The sequence below is a fragment of the Frankia sp. Hr75.2 genome, from assembly GCF_949319125.1.
Taxonomy (GTDB): domain Bacteria; phylum Actinomycetota; class Actinomycetes; order Frankiales; family Frankiaceae; genus Parafrankia; species Parafrankia soli.
On record NZ_CASGGV010000345.1, the window covers coordinates 1 to 24,284 of the forward strand.

Here is a 24,284-nt window from a genome sequence, read left to right on the forward strand (position 1 = left end):
CCGCCCCCCCCGCTTCCGTTCGGGACGGATCTCAGCTGGCGGGCGTGGCCGCCCGGTGGCGCGGGATCGCCAGCGCGGCGACCGCCGCCGCCACCGCTGCCCCGGCGCACAGGCCGAACAGCTCCCGGTAGCCGGTGAGGGAGGGCAGCTCGGCCGCGCCGACGGTCATCGTCTCCGCCACCAGGATGCTCCCGCCGATGGCGCTGGCCAGCGAGCTGCCGATCGCCCGGAACAGCGTGTTCAGGCCGTTGGCCGCGGCGATCTCCTCCGGCGGGGTGTGCGCGTTGATCAGTGACGGCATCGCCGCGTAGCCGATGCCCGTCCCGATGCCGACCACCGTCGTACCCGCGATGATCTCCGGCATGGACCCGGTGAAGGTGATCCGCGCCAGCCATCCGACGGCGACGATGACCGCGCCCAGGGCGAGGGTCTGTCCGGCGCCGCGCATCGCCACCAGCCGCGCGGAGACCGGGGCGAGGAACAGCATCCCCAGGGCGCCGGGCAGCAGGACGAGGCCGCCGACGACCATGGAGGAGCCGAAGCCGTACCCGCTCGTCTCGGGTGCCTGCACGTAGGACGACGTCCCGATCAGCAGCGCGAACAGCGCGAAGCCGAACAGCAGCGAGGCGAGGTTCGTCAGGACGAGCGGGCGCCGGCGCAGGGTCCGCATGTCCACCAGCGGCTCGCGGATGCGCAGCTCGGCCAGCCCCAGCGCCACCAGCAGCACGACGGCCAGCGCGAGCAGGCCGATCACCCGGGCGGAGCCCCAGCCCCAGTTGGCGGACTCGGCGAGCGGGAGCAGCAGCGCCACCAGCGCCGCGCTCAGCAGCACGGCCCCCACGAAGTCGATCCGGCCGCCGCGGCGGTTGGGCGCCTCGGGCACGATCGCGAACACGCCGGCGAGCGCGACGGCGCCGCCGGCGAAGGTGATCCAGAACAGGATGTGGAAGTCGAAGTGGTCGGCGAGCAGGCCGGCCATCGGCAGGCTCACCGCGGCTCCCACCCCGAGCATCGCGCTGATCAGGGCGATGGCCGAACCGGCACGCTCGCGCGGCAGCAACGCGCTGAGCAGGCTGATCCCGAGCGGGATGACCGCCGTCGACACGCCCTGCATCGAACGGCCGACGATCAGCAGCGCGATGTTGTCGGTCAGGGCGGCGAGCAGCGAGCCGACGACGAGCATGGCGAGGGCGACCAGCAGCAGCCGGCGCTTGCCGAACATGTCACCCAGCCGGCCGAACACCGGCACCGCGATGGCGGCGACGAGCAGCGTCGAGGTCAGCAGCCACTCGACCTCGCTGGCCGAGGCGTTCAGCTCGGCGGGCAGCGTCGGCAGCACCGGCACGAGCAGGGACTGCGACATGGACACCACGAGCGCGCCGAATCCGACGACGACGAGCTCGGCCCGCCCCCGCCCCGGTGAGGTGCGGGCGCGGGCCTGCGCCGAGCGTGGCTTCGTCTGCGTGGACAGATCGGTCATGTTCGGCCCTTCGTGGGTCGCGTCGGCCTGGCCCTGCGCCGCTGCGACCGGCCGCACGACCTAGGTCATTAACGGAAGGATCTCTTCCGGTTAAGCTAACACAAGCGGAGGAAATCCTTCCGGTTCAAGGACGCGGACCAGCATGTGACGGCGGACTCAGCGCAAGGGAGGACCCACCGCAACCGGGGATCCTGCGCAACCGGGGACCCGGCGCGGCGAACCGTTCCGTCAGCTGCGGGCGGCGGCGGCCGGCGCGAGCGCGTCGAGATCGAGGTTCAGATCGAGGACGTCGACGCTGCGCTCGCCGATGAAGCCCAGGGCCCGGCCGGTGGTGTTCTCGTCGACGAGGTCACGGACCTTGCCGGCGGGCAGGCCACGCTCGCGGGCGACCCGCGGGATCTGCAGCTCGGCGTAGGCCGGACTGATGCCGGGGTCGAGGCCGCTGCCGCTGGCGGTCACCGCGTCGGCGGGCACGGGCGGGGTCTCGGGAGCGTCGCCGCGGACGAGGACCCGCTCACCCGCGGCGATGTCGTCGCCGGGGGCGCGGCAGGCGACCGCGACTCCCCGGTAGGTGGCGAGGAACGGGGTGGTGGGGCAGGGCTCGTTGGCGCTCACCACCCGGATGATCGGGCCGGCGGGACCGGGGCCGGCGTGGTAGACGGCGAGGACGGCCCCGACGCCGGAGGCGGTGCAGTACTTCCGGCCGCCGTCGACCCCCTCCCGCTCACCGATCGCCAGGCTGCGTTCGCAGACCTGGGTGAGCAGGCTCTGCCGGCTCTCGTCCTCGGGGGTGGCCAGGTCGTCGGGGGTGTCGACGACATCCTCGGGCCCGAGGTTGGACGCCGACGTGGCGGTCGGGTCGTAGCCGTCACCCGCGGCGGACGGCCGGCTCTGGAAGTACGCGGGCAGCGCGTTGCCGTCGCTGTCGGTGAACGACTGGCCGATCAGCGCCGAGCCGACGCGCTGGCCTGCCGCGTTGGTGACGATCGAGCCGTCCGCCCGGTCTTTGAGGCCGGGGATCTGGGCGATGGCGAGAATCGCGAGCGGGTACGCGAGCCCGAGGATCACGGTGAGGACGAGCAGGGCGCGCAGCGCCGCGAGGTGCTGGCGCAGCCAGGACGGAAGCCGAGTCGACATGGTTCAGCCCACTCCCGGGATGAACTGGACGAGAAGATCGATGACCTTGATACCGGCGAACGGGACGACGATCCCGCCGAGGCCGTAGACGTAGAGGTTGCGGCTGAGCAGCTTCGACGCGCTGGCGGGGGTGTAGCGCACACCGCGCAGCGCGAGCGGGATCAGCGCGACGATGACGAGGGCGTTGAAGATGACCGCGGAGAGGATCGCCGACTCGGGGCTGGCCAGCCGCATGACGTTGAGCCTGTCCAGGCCGGTGTAGACGCCGGCGAACATCGCCGGGATGATCGCGAAGTACTTGGCGACGTCGTTGGCGATGGAGAAGGTCGTCAGCGCCCCGCGGGTGATGAGCAGCTGCTTGCCGATCTCGACGATCTCGATGAGCTTCGTCGGGTTGCTGTCGAGGTCGACCATGTTGCCGGCCTCCTTCGCGGCCGACGTGCCGGTGTTCATGGCCACCCCGACGTCGGCCTGCGCGAGCGCGGGCGCGTCGTTGGTGCCGTCGCCGGTCATCGCGACGAGCTTGCCGCCCGCCTGCTCCCTGCGGATCAGCGCGAGTTTGTCCTCCGGAGTCGCCTCGGCGAGGAAGTCGTCGACACCCGCCTCGTCGGCGATCGCCTTCGCGGTGAGCGGGTTGTCCCCGGTGATCATCACGGTGCGGATACCCATCCGGCGCATGGCGTCGAAGCGCTCCCGCATGCCGGACTTCACGACGTCCTTGAGCTGGATGACGCCGAGCACCCGCGCGGCCGGGCCGGACGGGCCGTCGGTGATCTCGCCGACGACGAGGGGGGTACCACCCGAGGCGGAGATGCCGTCCACGATCTCCCCGACCTGGGCCGGCACCTGGCCGCCGTTCTCCCGCACCCACCGGGTGACCGCGCTCGCCGCCCCCTTGCGAACCCGCCGGGCGCCGACGGCGCTGGACGTCCCGGGGGCGCCGGGCGCGCCCGGGCCGGTGGGCGTGCTCGGGCCGGTGGGCTCGGGCGCCAGGTCGACGCCGGACATCCTGGTCTGGGCGGTGAAGTGCACGAACGTCGCGTGCCGCAGCTCGCCCGGGGTGCGTTCGCGCAGGCCGTGGTGCTCCTTGGCGAACACGACGACCGAACGGCCCTCGGGGGTCTCGTCGGCGAGCGAGGAGAGCTGGGCGGCGTCCGCGAGCTCGGCCTCACTCACGCCGCCGACGGCGAGGAACGCGCTGGCCTGCCGGTTCCCCAGGGTGATGGTGCCGGTCTTGTCGAGCAGCAGGGTGTTGACGTCGCCGGCGGCCTCCACCGCCCGGCCGCTCATCGCGAGCACGTTGCGCTGGACGAGCCGGTCCATCCCGGCGATGCCGATCGCGGAGAGCAGCGCACCGATCGTGGTCGGGATCAGGCAGACCAGCAGGGACGCGAGCACGATCCCGGTGATCCCGTCACCGGTCAGGGTGGAGCTGTCCGGCAGCGCCGGCTGCTGCGCCTTCGAGTAGATCGCCAGCGGCTGCAACGTGGCGACGGCCAACAGGAAGATGACGGTCAACGCGGCCAGCAGGATGTTGAGCGCGATCTCGTTCGGCGTCTTCCGCCGGTTCGCGCCCTCGACCAGGGCGATCATCCGGTCGATGAAGCTCTCCCCGGGCTTCTGGGTGATCCGCACGACGATCCGGTCGGAGAGCACCCTCGTTCCGCCGGTGACCGAGGACCGGTCACCACCGGACTCCCGGATCACCGGCGCCGACTCGCCCGTGATCGCCGACTCGTCGACGCTGGCGATGCCCTCGACGATGTCACCGTCCCCGGGGATGAACTCCCCCGCCTCCACGACGACCAGGTCGTGCTGGGCGAGCCGCGGCGCGGGAACGTTCTCCACGGCCGCGGCCTCGACGGCCTGCCCGATCTGCCAGCCGACGAGCCGGCGGGCGACGGTGTCGGTCTTGGCCCGGCGCAGGGCGGCGGCCTGCGCCTTGCCGCGCCCCTCCGCGACGGCCTCGGCGAGGTTCGCGAAGATCACGGTGAGCCACAGCCACACGGTGATCAGCCAGCCGAACGCCGACGGGTCGGTGATCGCGAGGACGGTGGTGAAGGCGGCGCCGATCTCGACGATCAGCATGACCGGGTTGTGCCACAGGGTCCGCGGGTCGAGCTTGCGCACCGCGCTGGGCAGGGACGTCCAGAGCTGCTTCGGGTCGAGCAGGCCGCCCCCGACCCGCCGCGGCTGGTCCGGCGGCGTTTCCCGGCCGACGGCGCTGGCGCTGTCCTGGTGCGCGGCGATGGTGGTGGTACTCATCGGTCAGTGAATCCCTTCCGCGAAGGGCCCGAGAGCCAGCGCGGGAAAGAAGGTGAGCGCCACGATGATCAACGTGACGCCGGTGAGCATCCCGACGAACTGGGGCCGGTGCGTCGGCAGCGTTCCGGCGGTGACGGGTACCGGCGCCTGCCGGGCCAGCGAGCCCGCCAGGCCGAGCACGAAAATCATCGGGAGGAACCGGCCGAACATCATCGCCAGCCCGAGCGCGGTGTTGTACCAGGTGGTGTTCACCGTGATCCCGGCGAACGCCGACCCGTTGTTGTTCCCCGCGGAGGTGAACGCGTAGAGAACCTCGGACAGGCCGTGCGCGCCGGAGTTGAGCATGCCCGCCCGCTGGCCGGGCAGCGCCATCGCGACCCCGGTGCCGAGCAGCACGATGATCGGCGTGGTCAGGAAGTACAGCGACGCGAACTTCATCTCCCGCGCGCCGATCTTCTTCCCGACGTACTCCGGGGTCCGCCCGATCATCAGCCCGGCGACGAAAACCGTCACGACGGCCAGGACCAGCATTCCGTACAGGCCCGATCCGACACCGCCCGGCGCCACCTCGCCCAGCATCATGTTGAACAGCAGGGTCGCGCCTCCGAGGCTCGTGTAGGAATCGTGGAACGAGTTCACCGCGCCGGACGATGTCAGGGTCGTGGCGGTGGCGAACAGCGCCGAGTTCGCGACGCCGAACCGGGCGTCCGTCCCCTCGGTGGCCGCGCCGACGGCCTCGGGAACAGTGCCGTGGTGCGCGACCTGGAAGGCCATGTTCACCGTGAGGCTGCCCAGCGCGATCAGCGCCATCGCCGCGACGATCGCCAGGCCCTGGCGCCTGTCCCCGACCAGCCGGCCGAAGGTGCGCGGCAGCGAGAAGGCGATCATGAGCAGGAGGTAGATCTCGAACAGGTTCGTCCACGCCGCCGGGTTCTCGAACGGATGCGCGGAGTTGACGTTGTAGAAGCCGCCGCCGTTGGTACCGAGCTCCTTGATGACCTCCTGGCTGGCCACCGGCCCCCCGGTGATCGCCTGCCGGCCGCCGGCCACGGTCGTCACCACGTGGTTGCCGTGCAGGTTCTGGATCGCCCCACCGGCGATCAGCACGATCGCGCCGAGGACGCAGATCGGCAGCAGGACCCGCACGATCGTCCGCGTCAGATCGACCCAGAAGTTACCGATCTCGTCGCCGGTGCCCACAACACCATCCATGCTGCCCGGACCCGCCGCGACCGGCGCGCGCCGGCGCGCGAAACCGCGCACGACGGCGATCGCCACCGAGATGCCGACCGCGGCCGAGGCGAAGTTCTGCACCGCCAGGCCGGCCATCTGGGTGAAGTGCGACATCGTCGACTCACCCGAGTACGCCTGCCAGTTCGTGTTCGTCGTGAAGCTCACGGCGGTGTTCCAGGCCAGCGCGGGTGACACCCCGGAGAAGCCCAGATCCCAGGGCAGATGGTCCTGGACCCGCTGCAACAGGTACAGGAACAGCACGGACACGGCGGAGAACGCAAGAACGCTGCGGGCGTACACCGTCCACCGCTGGCCCGCGTTCGGATTCACCCCCGTCAGCCGGTATATCGCCCGCTCGACAGGAAGGTGCTTCTCGCTGGTGTACACCCGGAACATGTAGTCGCCGAACGGCCGATAAGTCATGGCGAGGGCGCCGACCAGCAGCAGCGCCACCAGTATTCCGGCCACCGTCATGGACACTAGAAGCGCTCCGGGAACAGCAGGGCCGCGACCATGAGAACTCCCAGGACGATCGCCAGCACCAAACCGGCGACGTTCTCCGCGGTCACAGCCGCTCAACCCCCCGCAGAACAAGCGCCAACAGCGCGAAACAGGCGACTGTCAGCGCGACGTACACGACGTCGAGCACGGTTCCTCCTCAGAGCATCGACGGCCCCGCCGTCCCTCCTGTCACTGGCGTCCAGAACTCGTGGCGCGGGGCGAGCGACGTCAGTAAAGCGTGACCAATGGTCAGATTGACGATCTCTCACAGGTTTCTAACGGCTACGCGGCGCTTTCTAACAGGACAGTAACGGCGATCATGAGAAACGCCGGGCGGGGCCGCGCCGGAGCCTTTCGCCGACCCCCGCGCCGGCCGCACCATGGGTGGGTGCCACGAGGAACCCTGCGGATCTACCTGGGCGCCGCGCCGGGCGTCGGCAAGACCTATGCCGCGCTCGACGAGGCCCACCGCCGCTCCGAACGGGGCACCGACGTCGTCATCGGCTTCGTCGAGACGCACGGCCGCCCGCGCACGGCCGCGATGCTCCACGACCTGGAGATCGTCCCCCGCCGGACGCTGACCTACCGGGGCGGCTCGTTCACCGAGATGGACCTCGACGCCGTCCTCGCCCGACGCCCCGAGGTCGCCTTCGTCGACGAGCTGGCACACACCAACGTCCCGGGCAGCCGCCACGCCAAGCGGTGGCACGACGTCCAGGAGCTGCTCGCCGCCGGCATCGACGTCATCTCCACCGTCAACGTCCAGCACCTGGAGTCGCTCAACGACGTCGTCGGGACCATCACCGGCGTCCCGCAGCGCGAGACCGTGCCCGACGACGTCGTCCGCCGCGCCGACCAGGTCGAGCTCGTCGACATGGCCCCGGAGGCGCTGCGCCGCCGGATGGCGCACGGCAACGTCTACGGGCCCGAGAAGGTGGACGCGGCGCTGGCCAACTACTTCCGCGTCGGCAACCTCACCGCGCTGCGCGAGCTCGCCCTGCTCTGGCTGGCCGGCAAGGTCGACGACCAGCTCGACCGCTACCGCGCCGACCACGGCATCGGCGGGACGTGGGAGACCCGCGAGCGCGTCGTGGTCGCCCTCACCGGCGGCCCGGAGGGCGACACGCTGATCCGCCGGGCCTGCCGGATCGCCGCCCGGGGCAAGGGCGCCGACCTGCTCGCGGTGCACGTCGCCCGCTCCGACGGCCTCACCGGCGCCGACCCGTCCGCGCTGGCCCGCCAGCGGGCGCTGGTCGAGAGCCTCGGCGGCAGTTACCACCAGGTGATCGGCGACGACGTCCCCACCGCGCTGCTCGAGTTCGCCCGGGCCGAGAACGCCACCCAACTGGTGCTCGGCGCCAGCCGCCGCGGCCGCCTCGCCCGCATCCTCAGCCCGGGTATCGGCGCGACCACGACGACCAGGTCCGGTTCCATCGACGTCCACATGGTCACCCACTCCGAGGCGTGGGGGCACCGGCCGGCCCCGGCGGGCGGTGCGGACGCGGCGGCGCACCGGCCCGCCCGGCCTGGCTGGCCCGGCTGGCGGCTCCCCCGCGGTCGGACGGCCCTGGAACCCCGCCGGCGGATCATCGCCGCGGGGCTCACGCTGGCGCTCGTCCCGGCGCTCACCGCCGGGCTCGCCGCGAGCCGCGGCACGTTCAACCTGACCACGGAGATGCTCGCCTACCTGCTGATCGTGGTCACGGTGGCGCTGGTCGGCGGGTTCGGGCCCGCGCTGCTCTGCGCCGTCGCGAGCTCGCTGCTGCTCAACTACTACTTCACCGCGCCGGTGACCGAATGGACCATCGCCGACGGCGACAACGTGCTGGCGCTGCTCGGGTTCGTGCTCGTCGCCAGCCTGGTCAGCCGGGTGGTGTCCACCTCCGCCCGCCGCTACGAGCAGGCCGTGCGTGCCTCCGCCGAGGCCGCGACCCTCTCCGTGCTGGCCGGCAGTGTCCTGCGCGGCGAGGACGCGCTGCCCGCCCTGCTCGCCCGGGCCCGGGAGACGTTCGGGATGACCTCGGTGACGTTGCTCGAGCGCACCGACGACGACCAGGTCGGCGGGGGATGGAGCCCGGTCGCGACCATCGCCGGCACAGGTTCCGACAGCGCGAGCGGCGCCGGGCCGGGGGCCTCCCAGGCGGGCGACGGCGACGGCAGTGAGATCGTCGACATACCGGTACGGGACGATCTGCGGCTGGTGCTGACCGGGCGGTCGCTGCCCGCCGCCGACCGGCGGATCCTCACCGCCTTCGCCGCCCAGGCCGCCGTCGCCCTCGACCAGCACCGGCTGCGCGAGGCGGCGGCCGAGGCCGCACCGATCGCGGCGGCGGACAAGGTCCGCACCGCGCTGCTCACCGCCGTCAGCCACGACCTGCGGACCCCGCTGGCCGCGGCGAAGGCCGCGGTCAGCTGCCTGCGCGGGTACGACATCACCCTCACCGACGACGAGGAGGCCGAGCTGCTCGCCACCGCCGACGAGTCCCTCGACAAGCTGACCCGCCTGGTCGAGAACCTGCTCGACATGTCCCGCCTGCAGGCCGGTGCCCTGAGCGTCTTCCCCCGCGCCGTCGGACTCGACGACATCGTCCCCCCGGCGCTCGACGAGATCGGCCCGGCCGCGAACCGGATCGGCGTGCGGGTCCCCGACGACCTGCCGGACGTCCGGGCCGACCCGGTGCTGCTCGAGCGGGTCATCGTCAACCTCGTCACCAACGCACTGCGGTACGCCCCCGCCGACACCCCGCCGGTGATCACCGCCAGCGCGCTCGGGGACCGCGTCGAGCTGCGCGTCGTCGACAGCGGGCCCGGCATCCCGGTGCGCCAGCGCGACAACGTCTTCCAGCCGTTCCAGCGCCTCGGCGACCGGGACAACACCACCGGGGTCGGCCTCGGCCTCGCGCTCTCCCGCGGCCTGGCCGAGGCCATGGGCGGCGCCCTCACCCCCGACGAGACGCCCGGCGGCGGGCTCACCATGGTGCTGTCGCTGCCGGCCGCACCCAACCCGACCGCCGTGACCAACCCGATCACCGCACCGCTGGACGTCCCCACCGGCCCGGCCGCGGACGACCGGGCCGGGTGAGGCGGGCGCGGCACGCCGTGGAGCACCGCGGCGATGATCGCGCCGATGGCGGGACCGGCGGCCCCGAGCGGAGCCCACAGGTCGCTGGCCACCAACCGGCCGTCCGAGGTGTGCGGAGCGGGCCGCCCGGGAACCGCAAAGGCGTGTCCCAGCTGACGACACGGCCGAACGCGGCGCGCCGCTCGCTGCCCGATCTGCTGCGCTGGCTCGACGAGCTGCGCCGGCGCGGCCAGGTCCACCGCGACGACCGGCAGCGGTGCTGGCACGTGCTCGGCCATCCCGAGGCGGGCGCCGTCCTCGCGGACCACCACTCGTTCTCCTCGGACCTGCGCGGCCTGCTGCCGCGGCAGGAGGACATGCCGGAGTACGACCTGCGGGAGGGCAGCTTTCAGGAGGACGTGGAGCTGTTCCAACGAGGCAACTTCGTCCGGCTCGACCCGCCCGAGCATCACCGGCTGCGCGGCCTGGCCAGCCGGGCGTTCACCCCGAGAACGGTCGCCGGGCTGGCCCCGCGCATCGCCGAGGTGACCACCGAGCTGCTCGACGCGACCGGCGGGCGGACCCGCCTCGAACTGATCGACGATCTCGCCTACCCGCTGCCGGTCATCGTGATCGCCGAACTGCTCGGCCTCCCCGCCGCCGACCGCCCGATGTTCCGGCGCTGGGCCGACGCCCTGTTCGACCGGGAGGTCGCGGACCCGGAACAGCCGTTGACCGAGCTCGCCGCGGCGAGCACCCGAGCCGCCGTGCCCGTGCTGCGCGAGATGAACGCCTACCTGCTGGACCGTATCCGGGCCTGCCGCGCCCACCCGGGCGACGATCTCACCGGCCGCCTGGTCCAGGTCGAGGTCGACGGCCAGCGGCTGGCCGACGAGGAGATCGTCGGTTTCGTGGGCCTGCTGCTGCTGGCCGGGCACATCACGACCACGGCGACCCTCGGCAACGCCGTCCTGGCCCTGGACGAGCATCCCGGCGCGGCGGCCGAGCTGCGTGCCGAGCCGGAGCTGCTGCCGGCGACGATCGAGGAGGTCCTGCGGCTGCGGACCCCGTTCCCGCGGCTGGTGCGGCGGGCCGTCGCCGACACCCGGGTGGGTGATGAGGTCATCCCGGCCGGCGCGGTGGTGACGGTCTGGCTCACGGCGGCGAACCGCGACGAGCGGGTCTTCGCCGAGCCCGACCGGTTCGACCCGCGCCGCGCGCCGAACCCGCACATCGCCTTCGGGCAGGGCATCCACTTCTGTCTCGGCGCCCCGCTGGCGAGACTGGAGGCGAGGACGGCGCTGGGCATCCTGCTCGACCGGTACCCCGACATCGCGGTCGCCGCCGACGTCCCCGTCGAGCACCGCGACCCGTGGGCGATGGTCAGCGTCAACAGCCTGCCCCTGGACGTCCGCCCCCGCTGATCGCGGGCCGCCGCGGCGCTCTCCTCGGCACCGACTCGCCCCAGGTGAACGCCCGATCCGGCATTCCGTCGGACCTGCGACTTCAGCGCTGGGCCGAGCCTTCCACGGATACACACTTGCCGCCGCCGACCGGCGTGTGTTAGACATCTGCCCAAGACGTTTGAGCGACTGCCAAATACGCCGTGTGCCGTCCGCTCCCACCCTTTGGAAGGGACGCAGGTTGACCGACTGGACGACGACCGACTTCTTCAATGACGAGTCACTCGCCGAGAACCCGTACCCCTATTTCGACGAGCTGCGCTCGGTGTGCCCGGTGCTGCCTTTACCGCATCTCGGAGTGGTGGCGGTCACCGGTTACGACGAGGCGCACGAAGTTTACCGCGACGTCGAAACGTTCTCGTCGTGCAACTCGGTCGTGGGCCCGTTCGCGACATTCCCGGTCCCGTTGGAGGGCGACGAGGTCGGGGCCATCATCGACCGCCACCGCGACCAGCTGCCGATGAACGAGCACATGGTCACGATGGACCCCCCCATGCACACCCGCGAGCGGGCACTGGTCATGCGCATGCTCACCCCGAAACGTCTCCAGGAGAACAAGGCGTTCATCTGGCGTCTGGCCGACCAGCAGCTCGACGAGTTCATCGCGGACGGCCGGTGCGAGTTCATCCGGGCGTACGCACAGCCCTTCTCCATGCTGGCGGTGGCCGACGTCCTGGGCGTTCCGGAGTCCGACCACCAGCGGTTCCGCGAGGGATTCGGGCTGACCGTCAGCCCCGGCCAGATCGGCGCCGGCGAACAGACCGACGGCGAGCTGAACGCGCTCGGCTGGCTCGACGCCTGGTTCGCCCGCTACATCGAGAGCAGGCGGCACGAGCCGCGCAACGACGTGCTGACCCAGATGGCGGCGGCAACCTACCCGGACGGGACGACGCCCGAGGTGATCTCCGTGGTGCGGGCGGCCACCTTCCTGTTCGCCGCCGGGCAGGAGACGACGGCGCGCCTGCTCGGCGCCGCGCTGAAGTTCATCGCGGAGAACCCGGGCCTCCAGGAGGAGATCCGGGAGCACCGCGAGCGCATCCCGGACCTCATCGAGGAGACGCTGCGGGTCGAAAGCCCGGTGAAAGCCGACTTCCGCCTGGCCAGGCGGACGACGACCATCGGTGACGTCGAGGTGCCGGCGGGCACCCCGGTCATGCTCCTCAACGGCGCGGCCAATCGGGATCCGCGCCAGTTCGAATGCCCGGCGGAGTTCCGCATCTCCCGCCGCAACGTCCGCCAGCACATCGCCTTCGGACGCGGAATCCACTCCTGCCCCGGCGGCCCCCTCGCCCGCGTCGAGGGTCGCATCAGCCTGGAGCGGATCCTCGACCGGACCAGGGACATCCGGATCTCCGAGGAGCACCACGGCCCGCCGGACGCACGGCGCTTCGACTACGAACCGACCTGGATCCTGCGCGGCCTGACCAACCTGCACCTGGAGTTCACCCCCGTCGAGTCGGCCCGATGACCCGCGTCGCCGTCGTCACCGGCGGGGCGTCCGGTATCGGTCTCGGTGTGGCCCGACTGTTCCTCGCCGACGGCCACCGCGTCGCCGTCCTGGACCGCGACGGCCGGGCGGCCCGGGCGGCGGCCACCGAGCTCGCCGCCATCGGAAAAGTGTTGGCCGTCGAGGCCGACGTCGCCGACCGCGAATCCGTCGATGCCGCCTTCGCGCAGGTCCGCGCCCAGCTCGGGCCCGTGGAGATCCTGGTCACGAGCGCCGGCATCGAGTCCTTCAATCCGCTGCTCAGCATCACCGCGGACGTCTGGAACCACATCATCGCCGTCAATCTCACCGGGACGTTCAGCTGCGTGCAGGCCGCCGTACCCGACATGATCGCCGCGGGCTGGGGCCGTATCGTCACGATCTCCTCGTCGAGCGCCCAGTCCGGCGCGCCGAACCTGGCGCACTACACCGCGTCCAAGGGTGGCGTCATCGCCCTCACGAAATCCCTGGCTGTCGAGCTCGCCGGCCACGGCATCACCGCCAACACCATCCCGCCGACCCTCGTCGACACTCCGATGGCCCGGCAGGGGGAAGCCAACGGCGACATCCCCGGCATCGACGTGGTCGCGACCATGGTGCCGCTCGGCCGTGCCGGCACCCCCCAGGACATCGCGGCGGCCTGTTCGTTCCTGTGCTCCGAGGGGGCCGACTACATCACCGGTCAGGTCATCGGCGTGAACGGTGGAATGTATATTTGATCCAAAATGTCGACAGGCCGGGTTCGCGACCAGCGGCCCCGGGTGGGATATGACAGGGAGATGGTCAGCCAACGCCAAGCTGGTTCAGCTACGTCGAGCACCCGCGACCAGCTGCTCGACGCGGCGGAGCAACTGATGCTGGAGGAGGGCTACGCCGCGGTCACCTCACGTCGCGTCGGCGCCCGGGCCGGGCTCACACCCCAGCTGGTGCACTATTACTTCCGCACAATGGACGATCTTTTTCTGGAGGTCTTCCGCCGCCGCGCGGACGTCGGCCTGGAGCTCTTCCGAGCGGCGCTCCAGAGCCGGCCCACGCTGCGGCAGCTGTGGGACCTACGCGACACGGGCATGACGACGCCCAGGTTCAATCTCGAGTTCATGGCGCTGGCCAACCACCGCAAGGCGATCCGGGTAGTCCTCACCGAGTACTACCGGAGCTACCGCGAGGTGCAGCTCGCGGCATTCACGGCCGCCCTGGCGGACCTCGGCGTCCCGCCGGAACGTTGCCCGCCGCTGGTGGCCCGACTGGTCATGATCGGCATCACCCAGATCATGGCGATCGACGCGGAGCTGGGCGTCGAGTCTGACGGCGAAGTTGTCGACGATTTCATCAGACGACAGATCGAAGACCTGGTCGAGCAGGGGCCGGAGCGGACCGACAGCGACACATAGCTCGTCCGCCGCGGGGGCCAGATGCCGGGCCTGGTCTGAGTCAAGTCCGTTGATTCAGAAAGGAACTGGCACTATGCGGTGTAGAACAATTTCGGGCACGACCGTTTTCGGTTGTGATCAGCGTCCCGCAGGTAATGCTCATTCTGGCGGTAGGCCTGGGTTCCAGGTCTCGAGGCGGCCGCGCTCGGTGCGGTTAGAGATCTTAGGCACGTGAGCCGGCCGTCTGCCGTCCGCCGACGGCACCGTCGCGCCGCCGCGGCGACAACGGCGGCGGTCCTGCTGCTGGCGGGCGCCGGATGCGACTCCGGTCGCGCCCCGGACGCCGCCTCCGCGCCCTGTGCGACGCCGGGAGTCACCGACAGTCAGGTGCGAATCGGTCTGATCTATCCCGACACCGGCCCGCTGAGCTCGGTGTTCATGGCCGCCCGCAGTGGATTCGAGGCTCGCGTCGCTCTGGCGAACGCTGCCGGCGGCGTGCACGGCCGCATGATCAAGATCGTCTGGGTCGACGACGGAGGTAACCCTGCGACGAACGAGGTCGTCGCACGCAGGCTCGTGGAGCGTGACGGCGTCTTCGCCGTCGCCGAGCTCACGACGGCCGCCTCGGGCTCGGCCCGCTACCTGGCGGGTGCGGATGTCCCGGTCGTCGGCCTCGCCGCCGAGGCGGTGTGGAACGACTTCGACAACATGTTCGCACCCGACTACCTCTTTTCCTCCGGCGGCTTCGTGACCACCCTGGGCGAGTTCGCCCGAGCCCAGGGGGGAACCCGGGTGGCCGTGGTGGAACAGTCCCTGTCGGCGTCCTCGGAGGCGCTCAGCGACCAGGTGATCTCGAGCATGACCACTCGGGGCGTCACGCCGGTGGCGCGCCTCTCCTACACCGTGGGCCAGAGCTCCTCCGAGCAGGTGGTCGCCAGGATCGCGGAGAGCCAGGCCGACGTTCTCGTCGTCCAGACACCGATCGACGGCCTGCGCGAGATCCTGCGCGCGTCCCGAGCGGCCCACGTCGCCTACAAGGTGGTTCTGTCCGCGGTTGCATACGACAAGAGCCTTCTCGCCGACGCGGGAGTGGAACTGGCCGGCGCGACGGCGTTCTTCGACCACATATCCTGGGATTCGGACTCTCCCGACCTGGCGCGTTTCCGCGAGACGATGTTGCGATACGCATCGCAGACCTCGGATCCGGACCAGGTCACGGTCCTCAACTCCTACGTGGCGGCAGACATGCTGCTGCGCGGCCTGGCCGTCGCGGGCCCATGCCCGACCAGGGCCGGGTTCCACTCGAGGCTCCGGTCTGTCACAGATTACGATGCGGCCGGGCTCATGCCCGGTGGCCTCGACCTCAGCACCAACCGGGGAAGTCCGTCCACCTGCCTGACCTTCGCCGAGGTGAACGCGACGGGAACGGGCTACGAGGTCATTCCCGGTCCCGACGGCAGGCAGCAGTGGTGCGGCACCAGGCACAGGCTCTGACCGCCGGACACCCGGGGCGCGGCTACCTCTCGACAGCCAGCCGATCGAGGAGACCACCCAGGGACTCGGCGGTCACTCCGCCGACGACACGGGTGGCGATCCGTCCCCTGGCGTCGAGCACGAACGTCGTGGGCAGGCCGGGCACCCCCGGCCAGCGCGCGACCAGTGTGCCGTCGCGGTCGATGATGTTGGGGTAGGCGACCTCGTTGTGGCGCACGAAGCCCTGTGCCACGGTGGCCGGCTCCTTCTCGTTCACGCCGACGAAGGCGACCTGCGGATACCTCCCCGCAAGCATGACCAGAGCCGGTGTCTCGGCCCGGCACGGCGGGCACCAGGACGCCCAGAAGTTGACCACGACGATCCGGCCACGCAGCGATGACAGCTCCAGGTTCTCGCCGGTGAGCGTCTGGCCGGTCATCACGGGCGACGGCTTGCGCTCACCTGGTGGAGTGAGGTCCTGATCGTCGGCCGACCGCACCGCCCAGCGGCCCTCCGCCGAGCCGTCCGCCGCGTCGGCACCGATCGAGCACCCGCTCGCTCCCAGGCCGGCCACCAGCGCAACCGCCGGCGGCACCAGCCGCCATGCCCATCGACGCATCGTCAGTTCGTCCCCGAGGATGTGCGCCACGTCTCCGCCCCAGGCCCCATCTACTACGAGTCGTAGAACTTCCACTTCGCACCTTAGACACCAGGGATGGACGCCGCGGCCGCCTTCCGGAATTCAGGCCATAGGACCTTGGATCGGGTACCTCGGCGAGAACCGAGGTCGGACAGGCGCACCCCGGCCGAGGGCGCACACCGATGAGTTCGTGCCGTCCGGACAGTCCTCGGAGATGAGACGCCGAGGGCAGCGGCACCGCAGGCGCAGGATTGGGGCGTGAGCACCCTTCCCGACCAGCCCGCAGTTCCCCGGCCCACAGCCCTCCCGCAGCCGCCGCATCCTCGGCTGCGCCCACATCCCCGGGTCCGCAACGAGCGGGCCCTGGCCGCTCGCGCACGGACGTCCCAGGACAGGGTCTCGGACGCGATCACGGCATTCGCCGGGTCAATGCCCTTCGTCTACCTGCACGCCGCGTGGTTCATGATCTGGATCCTCCTGAACAAGGGGGCGTTCGGGGACGCGGCCGTCTTCGACCCCTACCCGTTCGGCCTGCTCACGATGATCGTCAGCCTCGAAGCGATCTTCCTGTCGACGTTCGTGATGATCGGCCAGAACCGGCAGGCCGCGCGGGAGGACATCCGGGCTGATCTCGACTTCGAGACCAACCTCCGCTCCGAGGTGTGGTCGGTGCACATCGGCAAGGCGCTCGGACTGGACGCGGAGGCCATCGAGCGGCACGCCGCGGAGGTCATCGCCGAAAGCAAGGCCATGATCAGCCGCGGAGAGACGTCCTCGCGTCAGGTAACACCCCCGGCTCAGAGTCGGTAGGACCCCACCCACGCCATATCGCCGCGCGTAGGCCGACGCGGACCAGCTGGGCACCCCAGGCCGGCCACCATGCCAGTGGGCTCGGCCCCGACCCGTCCAGGTCGGCGCAACGCCAGAACCCGCCCTCCGTCGCCCCGATCCAGAGCTGCCCCGCGCGCACGCACACCGCGGGGTGCAGATTCCGCCGCGTGGTCGGTGCAGCTCTCGTCTTACATGGCCGACCCGATGCGGGTCAGCTCACCGAAGGCCGTCCGGAAAAGATTCGCGAACGCCGAGGCGGCTTCGCGCCCGAAGAGGTGCCGGTGATACCCGAAAGTAACGTGGACGTTGTTACCGTAACCGGCCACGCAGATAAGCAGCCCCTGGGGCATGCCGACGGTACCGGTGAAATAGACCGAGGATATCTTCGGCTCGTCGGAGCCCAGGCTGGAAAGCGAGCCGATGTTACTGACGGCGGCAGCGGGCGTGATGAGCGGGCGCGCCGCCCGCACCCCCCACCGCAGCAACGGGACTCGCCATGGGCCGGGAATCAACTCGGTCGCGACCATACCGACCTTGCCCGCCACACCCGCGATGGGAGGGGCGGCCGCCGCCTGCTTCGCGCGTTCCGTCTGGTCCACGACGCGGGCGGCCAGCCTCGCCAGATCCGCCCGGTCCGCCGGTTCGGTGACCACCAACGCCTGACCGGTGTTGTTGCCACCCACCTCGGCCGCGTTTCCCAGACTGATCGGCATCCTGATGCGCAGCGTTCCGGATTCCCCGCCGCGTTGACGATTCCACCGGTCGATGGTGAGGTGGGTCGCGGCCATCAGAAGATCATTCACGGTGATTCGCCGCCCGGAGCCGAGCAGCACTCGGCCGGGCACCGGCAGGGTCAACGGCTGATAGCCGTAACCGGTGTCCCGCCCGGTCCCCATGGGCGTGATGTGCCGGCCGGAGCGTCGGGTGAAGGCGGTCCAGCCGGCCGCGGCCGCCTTCGCGCCCGGTGGCACCCCGGCGGGCAGCCCGACATGGGTGTCGACAGGCCCCGCGGTGACCGTGGCCGCTTCCACCAGCCGGTACTCGGCAATGATGTCGGACAAAATCGCGGTAAGACCCATGCCGTCGACCGCGAGGTGGTGCGCGACGAGGGAAAGCTGGTCGCCGTCCGGTCCACGGACCAACGCGATCCGCAGCGGTGGATGGGCATGCAGGTCGAAGCGGCCCGACACCATCATCTCATGGACGTCCCAGCCGCTACTTCCGTCTTCGACCAGCCCGACGGAGCCTGCCGGCGGTTCGGTGCCGAACCGCCACGCGTACTGGCGCGCGCCGTAGAGGGCCGCCCGCATCATGGGATGCCGGCGACTCGCCTCACGCACGGCGCACCGAAGCCGCGCCGCATCCAGCTTGCCTTCGAACTGCACGAGAAAACCGCAGGTCAGCGGCGCATCTGGCCGATCGGAGGCGGCCAGGATCTGTTCGCTCGACGTGAGGAACCGGTCGGGAACAGGCCCCGGCGAACCGCCCTGACTCTGGACATCGACCTGCACTGACACCCGCCTTCTCGAAGTAGCCAGCACACGTTATATGCGTTGGGGGTTCAGGTTCTCCGATCATCCGACAGTGGACTTGTGACGTGGCTTTCCTCCAGGCACCTGCCGACGACCGATCACCGTCGGCGTTTCGCGCCAGCAGCGCCCATGATCAAGCAGTGTGAAAAGTTAGGCTATTTCACGGTGGTTCCAGCCTTGATGATCAGCACTATTCCAAAGACGCAGATGGGGTCATGTCCACGGATGCGGTCGACGCGCCGGTGAGGCGAACGGACGCCGGGATGACTGTCCTAGCCACGATAACGTCTGATGATTGATCGACCCCGGCCGCGAGCGACGAAGCGCCGGTGCGATCGGGGATCGTCTGCGCGGATGATCTCGAAGAAGCCCGCCGCAGCATTTCAGCCGCGCGAATCCCTCCTCGCGACAGAATCCGGCATGGCAGCTATACGAAAGATGGTGCGCCTGCGTGACCGGGTCAGTACTCGACGTGGGCGACCGGGGCATCGGGAGCGTGGACGACGGGGCCGTAGTGCTCGGCGAACAGCAGTTCCGCCTGCCCGTCGAGGGAGAGCAGCGTGCCCGCGTCGTCGTACAGCGCGGTTCCCGGGCCGCCGTCCGCGAGGCGACTGGAGCTCGATGAACTCGCGCCACCGGGTGCTGCGTGCGGGCTGGTCGTCGGTGACCGCGTACAACGTGGCCGCGCCCGCCTCCGACCGGGCGACGTCCCGGAACAGCAGCAGGTCCTCCACCCGGCACTCACGTTCCCAGTAGGACTCGCAGTGGCCGGACCCGACGTTCTCGATACGGCTCCGGCGTATACGGCCCGGACGTCGAGTGTCACCTCGGCCGGCGTGGGGGAACAACCCCTCGGTTGTAGGGGTCGGGACGGTCAGTCGGCGGACACCGTCACCGCCAGCACCGAGCAGCCTGCGCCGAAGCATGACCGTTCCAGCAGCACGCGCCACATCGCCATGAACCCGGCCACGACCTCGACCGCCAGATCAACACCGAATAGCAGGTCAGCCGCTACTTAAAGCACCAGCCATGCCGTTCACCTGGCACTATTGCTATTCTCCGCACCCGGCCCCTTCCTCTGTGCAATGCTCTTGTGGTCGCGCGGAGGGATGCGCTCCCGAATTCGACTCCCCGCACGACAGGGCACTCGTTCGGTGCAGCCGGGGGAACGGAGTAGTTCTACTGTGGGCACAGTCATGACCAATGGCACCTGGACGCGCGTCAGCGTGGACGATCTGCCGGGCCTGACGTTCAGCCAGGAGAGTGACAGCAAGAGCGAGGTCCGCTGGGGCGAACCCCTCGACGGCGGCAGCAAGAGCGGCTATGACTTCGAGGGTTACACCAACGATGCGCTCCTCGATGGCACGGACTTCCTGCTGGGCAGGCTCACCCACCACAACCAGACAATCCAGCTACCGACCCACTGGCAGTTCTGGGTGTACCTCACGGTCAACGTGTACTTCGAGGACGAGGAGATGGAACACGACTTCACCCTGCGTTTCCGCCACGAGGAGACACCGAACCAGGGCGCGCACCCGAACGACGTGGTCCAGCTCCCGAAGGTCCACGAGAACGACCTGGTGTACGTCGACGACGTCGAGTACCGGGTGACGATCACCGGTTTCCTGCTGGGACAGGGGTCACGGAGAAGGCGAGTCTCCACCTTCGACGTCCCCGAGGGCGGTTCCATCAGCGCCGGGATCTTCGCGCGCTTCGAACGGACAAGCCCGCCCGGCTCCTGAGCCGCGACACGGACCCCCGGTCGGACCCGACAACGGACACACCTACCGGATCTGGCCTTGAGGGACACCGGTGGCTATGATCCGCCGGCCGGGCCAAAGGGCCTGCGGGGGGCGTGTCTCGGAGAGGCGCGCAGTCAGGGGGAAAATCCATGGTATCTCTTCGAATGCTGCCCAGAAATCTGGTCCCGGCGGATGTCCTGAGCGAGGGCGCGCTCTGAGCAGTCATCGTCGGAGCACGCCGTCAGTTCGGTCGACGTTCCGCGCGACCGAATCCGTCTCTCGCAAGGTCACGTGAGAGTGAATGGGTGAAAATGGTGACGTGACCACCCCGTGCCAGGCTGTCGCCCTACCGGCCGAGCTGGCCCACGCGCTCGACGCCACCGCCGAAGCCCGGGAGCAGTGGGCCCTGCAATCGGACGAGACGCGCCAGCTGTACGCGAGTTGGGTCGGGACGGCCGCTACTCACCGCAGCCGTCGGAGAAGAGCGGAACGGACGGCGAACTACGCGGCAACGGGTGTTTTGCATCGATCGGTGCAGCGACAGCGGGACCGCAGCATCGCCAGAGAGATGATCAGTGCTCTCTGGTTCTCGCTCGTTGGCAGCACCCTCGCCGGTGTCGTAATACTGCTGGTGGACGGCCGCGTCAACTGGTATTCCGTGAGCATGCCGGCCCTCACGATCCTCGGTACAGCCGTCCAGAGGACGTGGCGCAATCGTCGCGCACCGGTCGCGCCCACCATGGGCAGCCTGACGAGGCCCTGATTGCCTCGCTGGCAGAGAAGCGGATCCGGGCGGGCGCGGATGGCATGTTCTGAGCGGTATTCCGGTTCACGCGAGGGCGCGGAGCCGGTGTGGCTTTGGCGGGTGGAAGATAGGCTTTCACTGGTTGGGCTGACCATCAGCCTCGTGATACCTGATTGGCGGGGCGTGGCGGTTTCGTGACAGTTCAACGGCGGGCGGGGGCGGCGCGGGAGCGAGTGCTGGCCGTTGCGTTGGAACTGTTCGCCCGGAACGGAGTCAGCGGTACGTCGATTCAGATGATCGCCGATGAGCTGGGTGTGACCAAGGCGGCCGTCTACTTCCAGTTCAACGCCAAGGAGGAGTTGCTCCGGGCGGTGGTCGCTCCGGCTCTCGAGGAGATGCGGAGGGTGACCGAGGCAGCCGAGGCCCGCCGCCGGCCGGCTGATCAGTTGTCCACCGCGCTGACGGGCGTGGTGGATATGATCATCAATAACAGCCGGCTGAACGCGGTCGTGTGGGCTGATCCCGCCGTGAGCCGCCTGACCCGGGAGGACCCGATTCTGCGGGATCTCGTGGCCAGGCTGGACCGGATCCTGGCCGGCCCGGACCCGGATGTCGAGGCGCTCGTGACCACTGTGATGGTCAGCGGAGGTCTGATGGCCGCGACGACGGATCCGCGGCTGGCCGACCTCGACAAGGACGTCCTTCGGCGCCAGCTGTTGAACACGGCGCGCCGCATGCTGGGCCTACGCGCCATCCGCACCCAGGTCTGAGGGCACATCTGAGGGCACATCGGCGTCCGCGGTTCGCATGGCCGCGCCGAGCGTGGGCAGCCTTTGCCGGCGCGAAAAACACCACCCTTCCCCTGGCGGGATCATCTCGCCCATGGCGGACAGCGGCCGGACTCGTGCGGCCGCTGTCCGAATTCCATCACCCGAGCGCGAGGCCGCACCCGGACCTCCTATGCCGGGTGGACACTCACCGGGATGCCGCAGTAGCGGACCATGCCGGTGACGATGTCGACCTGGCTCCTGTCCGTCAGCCGGTTGACGTTCGCCGACTGGTGGCCATGGGGTATCGAGACCGCTCCACGGCGGATGGTGCCGTCGACCTTCGCGATCCCGGTGATCTCGCCGCTGGTCGAGCGGACGGTCACCGGCTGGCTGTCGACCACGCCGGCCGCTGTCGCGTCGTCGGGATGCAGGATGATCTCGGGCTGTTCTCCGAGGTAGTCGAACTGGGAGTTCAGATGGCGCTTCTGGCGTCGTGGTGTGAGGACGAGCGGGGCGGGCGGCTGGAGCGCGGCCAGCTGGTCGACGAGCAGCCGGGGGGCGAGGCGCCATCCCCCCATCCGCTCGACGTGCCCGTCCACCCACGGCGCGGGAATCTCGCGGGGTACCTCGACCCAGCCTTCGGAGACGACCTCACCGAACGGGCGCCGGGCGTGGGCGGTGATCTCGGCGAGCAGGGTGTCGTCGGTGACCTGCCCGGATCTGCTGTCGGCGAGCTGGTAACCGAGGCGCTGTCCGAGTTCCGCGAGCACCCACCACACGGAACGCCGGTCCCCGACCGGTTCGACGACGGCAGGGGTGTGCTGGACGGCGACGCGCTGTATCAGGAAGTCCCACAGGCTCACGTCGGCCCGCTCCAGCTGGTCCTTGGTCGGCAGGACGTGGGTGGACAGGGCCGTCGTCTCGTTGCCGATGATCTCGATGGTGGCGAACAGCTCCAGGTCCCGCAGCGCGGGAACCAGCGTCTCGGTGTCGGGGAAGGCCGCGACGAGATGGCCGCCGAGATTGAGGACCGCCCGGATGTTGCCCGCGCGGATCTCGTCGGCCAGAACGGCACAGGGCCACTCGCCGAGAAAGGACTGTGTCTCCGGGCGGCTGCGCGGGCCCGGCCCGAACGAGCCTTCGGGCGGCGAGATCGGCAGCTTGAAGGTCTCCAGCTGGTTTTTGAAGCCGGGGTGGAACCATGCGCCGCCGGGCTGGTTCATCGACCCAGTGATGATCATTAGTGACCAGGCGAGCCACTGCGTGACGTTCGCGCTGGACGCCATGGTGACGCCGGTTCCGGTTTCGATCGCGACGCGCCCCGCTCGTCGCACGCCGGCGAGGAGCGCGGCCAGCTCGTCGGCGGAGACATCGGCGATTCGGGCGGCGTGCTCCAGAGTGAACGACTCAACGGCGGCAGCCAGGATCTCGCCACCCTGGGTGTGACGGGAGAGCACCTCGCGGTCGGCGCCGTCGCGGAGGATCTCACGGACAAGGTAGGCGAGGACCGCGTAGTCGGTGCCGGGACGCGGCGCGAGATGGTGGCCGGCCAGGCGGGCGGTCTCGGTGTGACGGGGGTCGATGACCCACACCTCCGCCCGCTCCCGCAGCGCCCGTAAGGTGCCCGTGGGGTTCGGCATCGCGACGGTGTGCCCGTGGGACACCACCGGGTTGCTGCCGACGAAGAGGACGAACGAGGCGTTGTCGTAGTCGGGCCGGCCGCTGAGAGCCGGTGAACCGCCCACCAGATCCGCGGTCAGCACCTTGGCCGTTCCGTCGATGGTCATGGGACTGAACTTCGCCGGCGTGCCGATCGCGGCATGCAGGGCCTGCGCCATCCGGTAACCGGCGGCGTCCATGCCGATGCCGCTCCCGAAAAAGACACCGACCGACTCGGGCCCGTACCGCTCGATGATGTTTCGCAGCCGGGTGCCGAGATCGTCCAGGCACTCCTCCCACGTCGTCGGCCGCAGCTCCCCGTCGACCTTCATCAGCGGACGCTCGATGCGATCCGGATGATGGTGCATCTGTGGGAGTGACCGGCCCTTCGGACAGGTGTATCCCCGCGACAGTGGGTGGTCACGGTCGCCCCGTACCCGAACTACCTTGTCGCCAGCCGTCTCGACGAGGATGCCGCACACGGACGTGCAGATCCGGCAGAAGCTGCGGACCGTCCTCGTGTCGGTAACCGATATCTCCGTCATCGTCACCCTCCTGGTCCTGGCGCCGGCTCACCAACTCAGCCACCGATCGCCGACATCGGTCGGTAAGCGAGACACGCAGATCGGTCGAGATCCGCCCGAGCCTGTCGAGTAGACGCGCGCCTCCTAGGCAGGCGTCACCGGAACCTCCGGAGGACGCTCCGGCCTTCAGACCTGGGAGGCATCCGGGTTACCCCGGAGCGGGGCCGTCTGAACATCGATTGATCCTCGTGGGCCGAGCGGCTCACGGCCTGACGCGGCCGTCACCACTGGGAAGAGCCGAGAGTTTTTGATCACCAGGTCGGCGCGCCGGGACCGGACGCCGACGTGACACTTCCAACCTGAGTGCGACTT

The 24,284-nt window shown here is 70.0% G+C and carries 20 protein-coding genes; 12 read left to right on the forward strand and 8 right to left on the reverse strand.

Features of this window, described 5'->3' with window-relative positions; translation table 11 throughout:
• Positions 1-31 precede the first annotated feature (31 nt).
• The 5 genes from AC559T_RS34185 to AC559T_RS34205 all read right to left on the reverse strand — a co-directional run bounded on the left by AC559T_RS34185 (position 32) and on the right by AC559T_RS34205 (position 6,684).
• Positions 32-1,537, reverse strand: coding sequence for an MFS transporter (locus tag AC559T_RS34185; RefSeq protein ID WP_498871319.1), 1,506 nt, complete (start codon positions 1,535-1,537; stop codon positions 32-34).
• A gap of 171 nt (positions 1,538-1,708) precedes the next feature.
• Positions 1,709-2,617 (reverse strand): potassium-transporting ATPase subunit C, encoded by a 909-nt coding sequence (locus AC559T_RS34190; RefSeq protein ID WP_498871320.1) that lies wholly within the window; start codon positions 2,615-2,617, stop codon positions 1,709-1,711.
• Between the two features lie 3 nt (positions 2,618-2,620).
• On the reverse strand, positions 2,621-4,882 hold the full coding sequence (kdpB, locus tag AC559T_RS34195) for a potassium-transporting ATPase subunit KdpB (protein ID WP_498871321.1): 2,262 nt from the start codon (positions 4,880-4,882) through the stop codon (positions 2,621-2,623).
• Positions 4,883-4,885: 3 nt separating this feature from the next.
• Positions 4,886-6,595 (reverse strand): potassium-transporting ATPase subunit KdpA, encoded by a 1,710-nt coding sequence (kdpA, locus tag AC559T_RS34200; RefSeq protein ID WP_498871322.1) that lies wholly within the window; start codon positions 6,593-6,595, stop codon positions 4,886-4,888.
• On the reverse strand, positions 6,595-6,684 hold the full coding sequence (locus AC559T_RS34205) for a K+-transporting ATPase (protein WP_041253647.1): 90 nt from the start codon (positions 6,682-6,684) through the stop codon (positions 6,595-6,597). The genes kdpA and AC559T_RS34205 overlap by 1 nt, the downstream gene beginning before the upstream one ends.
• 320 nt (positions 6,685-7,004) lie before the next feature.
• On the opposite strand from AC559T_RS34205, the gene AC559T_RS34210 reads away from it, so the two are divergent.
• The 6 genes from AC559T_RS34210 to AC559T_RS34235 all read left to right on the forward strand — a co-directional run bounded on the left by AC559T_RS34210 (position 7,005) and on the right by AC559T_RS34235 (position 15,490).
• Positions 7,005-9,698 (forward strand): ATP-binding protein, encoded by a 2,694-nt coding sequence (locus AC559T_RS34210; protein WP_498871323.1) that lies wholly within the window; start codon positions 7,005-7,007, stop codon positions 9,696-9,698.
• 143 nt (positions 9,699-9,841) lie between these two features.
• The gene (locus AC559T_RS34215) at positions 9,842-11,101 is read left to right on the forward strand and encodes a cytochrome P450 (RefSeq protein ID WP_498871324.1); all 1,260 of its coding nucleotides are present in this window, start codon (positions 9,842-9,844) and stop codon (positions 11,099-11,101) included.
• 220 nt (positions 11,102-11,321) lie between these two features.
• On the forward strand, positions 11,322-12,608 hold the full coding sequence (locus AC559T_RS34220; RefSeq protein ID WP_498871325.1) for a cytochrome P450: 1,287 nt from the start codon (positions 11,322-11,324) through the stop codon (positions 12,606-12,608).
• On the forward strand, positions 12,605-13,345 hold the full coding sequence (locus AC559T_RS34225) for an SDR family NAD(P)-dependent oxidoreductase (protein WP_498871326.1): 741 nt from the start codon (positions 12,605-12,607) through the stop codon (positions 13,343-13,345). Before AC559T_RS34220 ends, AC559T_RS34225 begins: the two co-directional genes overlap by 4 nt.
• Positions 13,346-13,405: 60 nt before the next feature.
• Positions 13,406-14,017: a TetR/AcrR family transcriptional regulator gene (locus AC559T_RS34230; RefSeq protein WP_071059920.1), complete on the forward strand. Its 612-nt coding sequence runs from the start codon at positions 13,406-13,408 to the stop codon at positions 14,015-14,017.
• 210 nt (positions 14,018-14,227) lie between these two features.
• On the forward strand, positions 14,228-15,490 hold the full coding sequence (locus tag AC559T_RS34235; protein WP_498871327.1) for an ABC transporter substrate-binding protein: 1,263 nt from the start codon (positions 14,228-14,230) through the stop codon (positions 15,488-15,490).
• 22 nt (positions 15,491-15,512) lie between these two features.
• Here the strand turns inward: AC559T_RS34235 and AC559T_RS34240 are convergent, their stop codons facing one another.
• Positions 15,513-16,088 (reverse strand): TlpA family protein disulfide reductase, encoded by a 576-nt coding sequence (locus AC559T_RS34240; RefSeq protein WP_498871328.1) that lies wholly within the window; start codon positions 16,086-16,088, stop codon positions 15,513-15,515.
• Positions 16,089-16,367: 279 nt separating this feature from the next.
• Between AC559T_RS34240 and AC559T_RS34245 the strand changes: the two genes are divergently transcribed.
• Positions 16,368-16,919: a DUF1003 domain-containing protein gene (locus AC559T_RS34245; RefSeq protein ID WP_498871329.1), complete on the forward strand. Its 552-nt coding sequence runs from the start codon at positions 16,368-16,370 to the stop codon at positions 16,917-16,919.
• Positions 16,920-17,128: 209 nt separating this feature from the next.
• On the opposite strand, the gene AC559T_RS34250 is transcribed toward AC559T_RS34245, so the two are convergent.
• The gene (locus AC559T_RS34250; RefSeq protein ID WP_498871330.1) at positions 17,129-18,451 is read right to left on the reverse strand and encodes a condensation domain-containing protein; all 1,323 of its coding nucleotides are present in this window, start codon (positions 18,449-18,451) and stop codon (positions 17,129-17,131) included.
• Positions 18,452-18,923: 472 nt separating this feature from the next.
• Between AC559T_RS34250 and AC559T_RS34255 the strand changes: the two genes are divergently transcribed.
• The 5 genes from AC559T_RS34255 to AC559T_RS34275 all read left to right on the forward strand — a co-directional run bounded on the left by AC559T_RS34255 (position 18,924) and on the right by AC559T_RS34275 (position 21,729).
• On the forward strand, positions 18,924-19,097 hold the full coding sequence (locus AC559T_RS34255; RefSeq protein ID WP_498871331.1) for a hypothetical protein: 174 nt from the start codon (positions 18,924-18,926) through the stop codon (positions 19,095-19,097).
• Positions 19,094-19,228 (forward strand): hypothetical protein, encoded by a 135-nt coding sequence (locus tag AC559T_RS34260; protein ID WP_498871332.1) that lies wholly within the window; start codon positions 19,094-19,096, stop codon positions 19,226-19,228. The genes AC559T_RS34255 and AC559T_RS34260 overlap by 4 nt, the downstream gene beginning before the upstream one ends.
• 440 nt (positions 19,229-19,668) lie before the next feature.
• Complete coding sequence (locus AC559T_RS34265) at positions 19,669-20,214, forward strand: choice-of-anchor K domain-containing protein (protein WP_498871333.1); 546 nt, start codon at positions 19,669-19,671, stop codon at positions 20,212-20,214.
• A gap of 319 nt (positions 20,215-20,533) precedes the next feature.
• The gene (locus AC559T_RS34270) at positions 20,534-20,977 is read left to right on the forward strand and encodes a YdeI/OmpD-associated family protein (RefSeq protein ID WP_160144294.1); all 444 of its coding nucleotides are present in this window, start codon (positions 20,534-20,536) and stop codon (positions 20,975-20,977) included.
• Positions 20,978-21,153: 176 nt separating this feature from the next.
• A complete protein-coding gene (locus tag AC559T_RS34275) occupies positions 21,154-21,729 on the forward strand; it encodes a TetR/AcrR family transcriptional regulator (RefSeq protein ID WP_020458241.1) in 576 nt (191 codons plus the stop codon).
• Positions 21,730-21,917: 188 nt separating this feature from the next.
• Here the strand turns inward: AC559T_RS34275 and AC559T_RS34280 are convergent, their stop codons facing one another.
• A complete protein-coding gene (locus tag AC559T_RS34280; RefSeq protein WP_498871334.1) occupies positions 21,918-23,933 on the reverse strand; it encodes a molybdopterin-containing oxidoreductase family protein in 2,016 nt (671 codons plus the stop codon).
• Positions 23,934-24,284 lie beyond the last annotated feature (351 nt).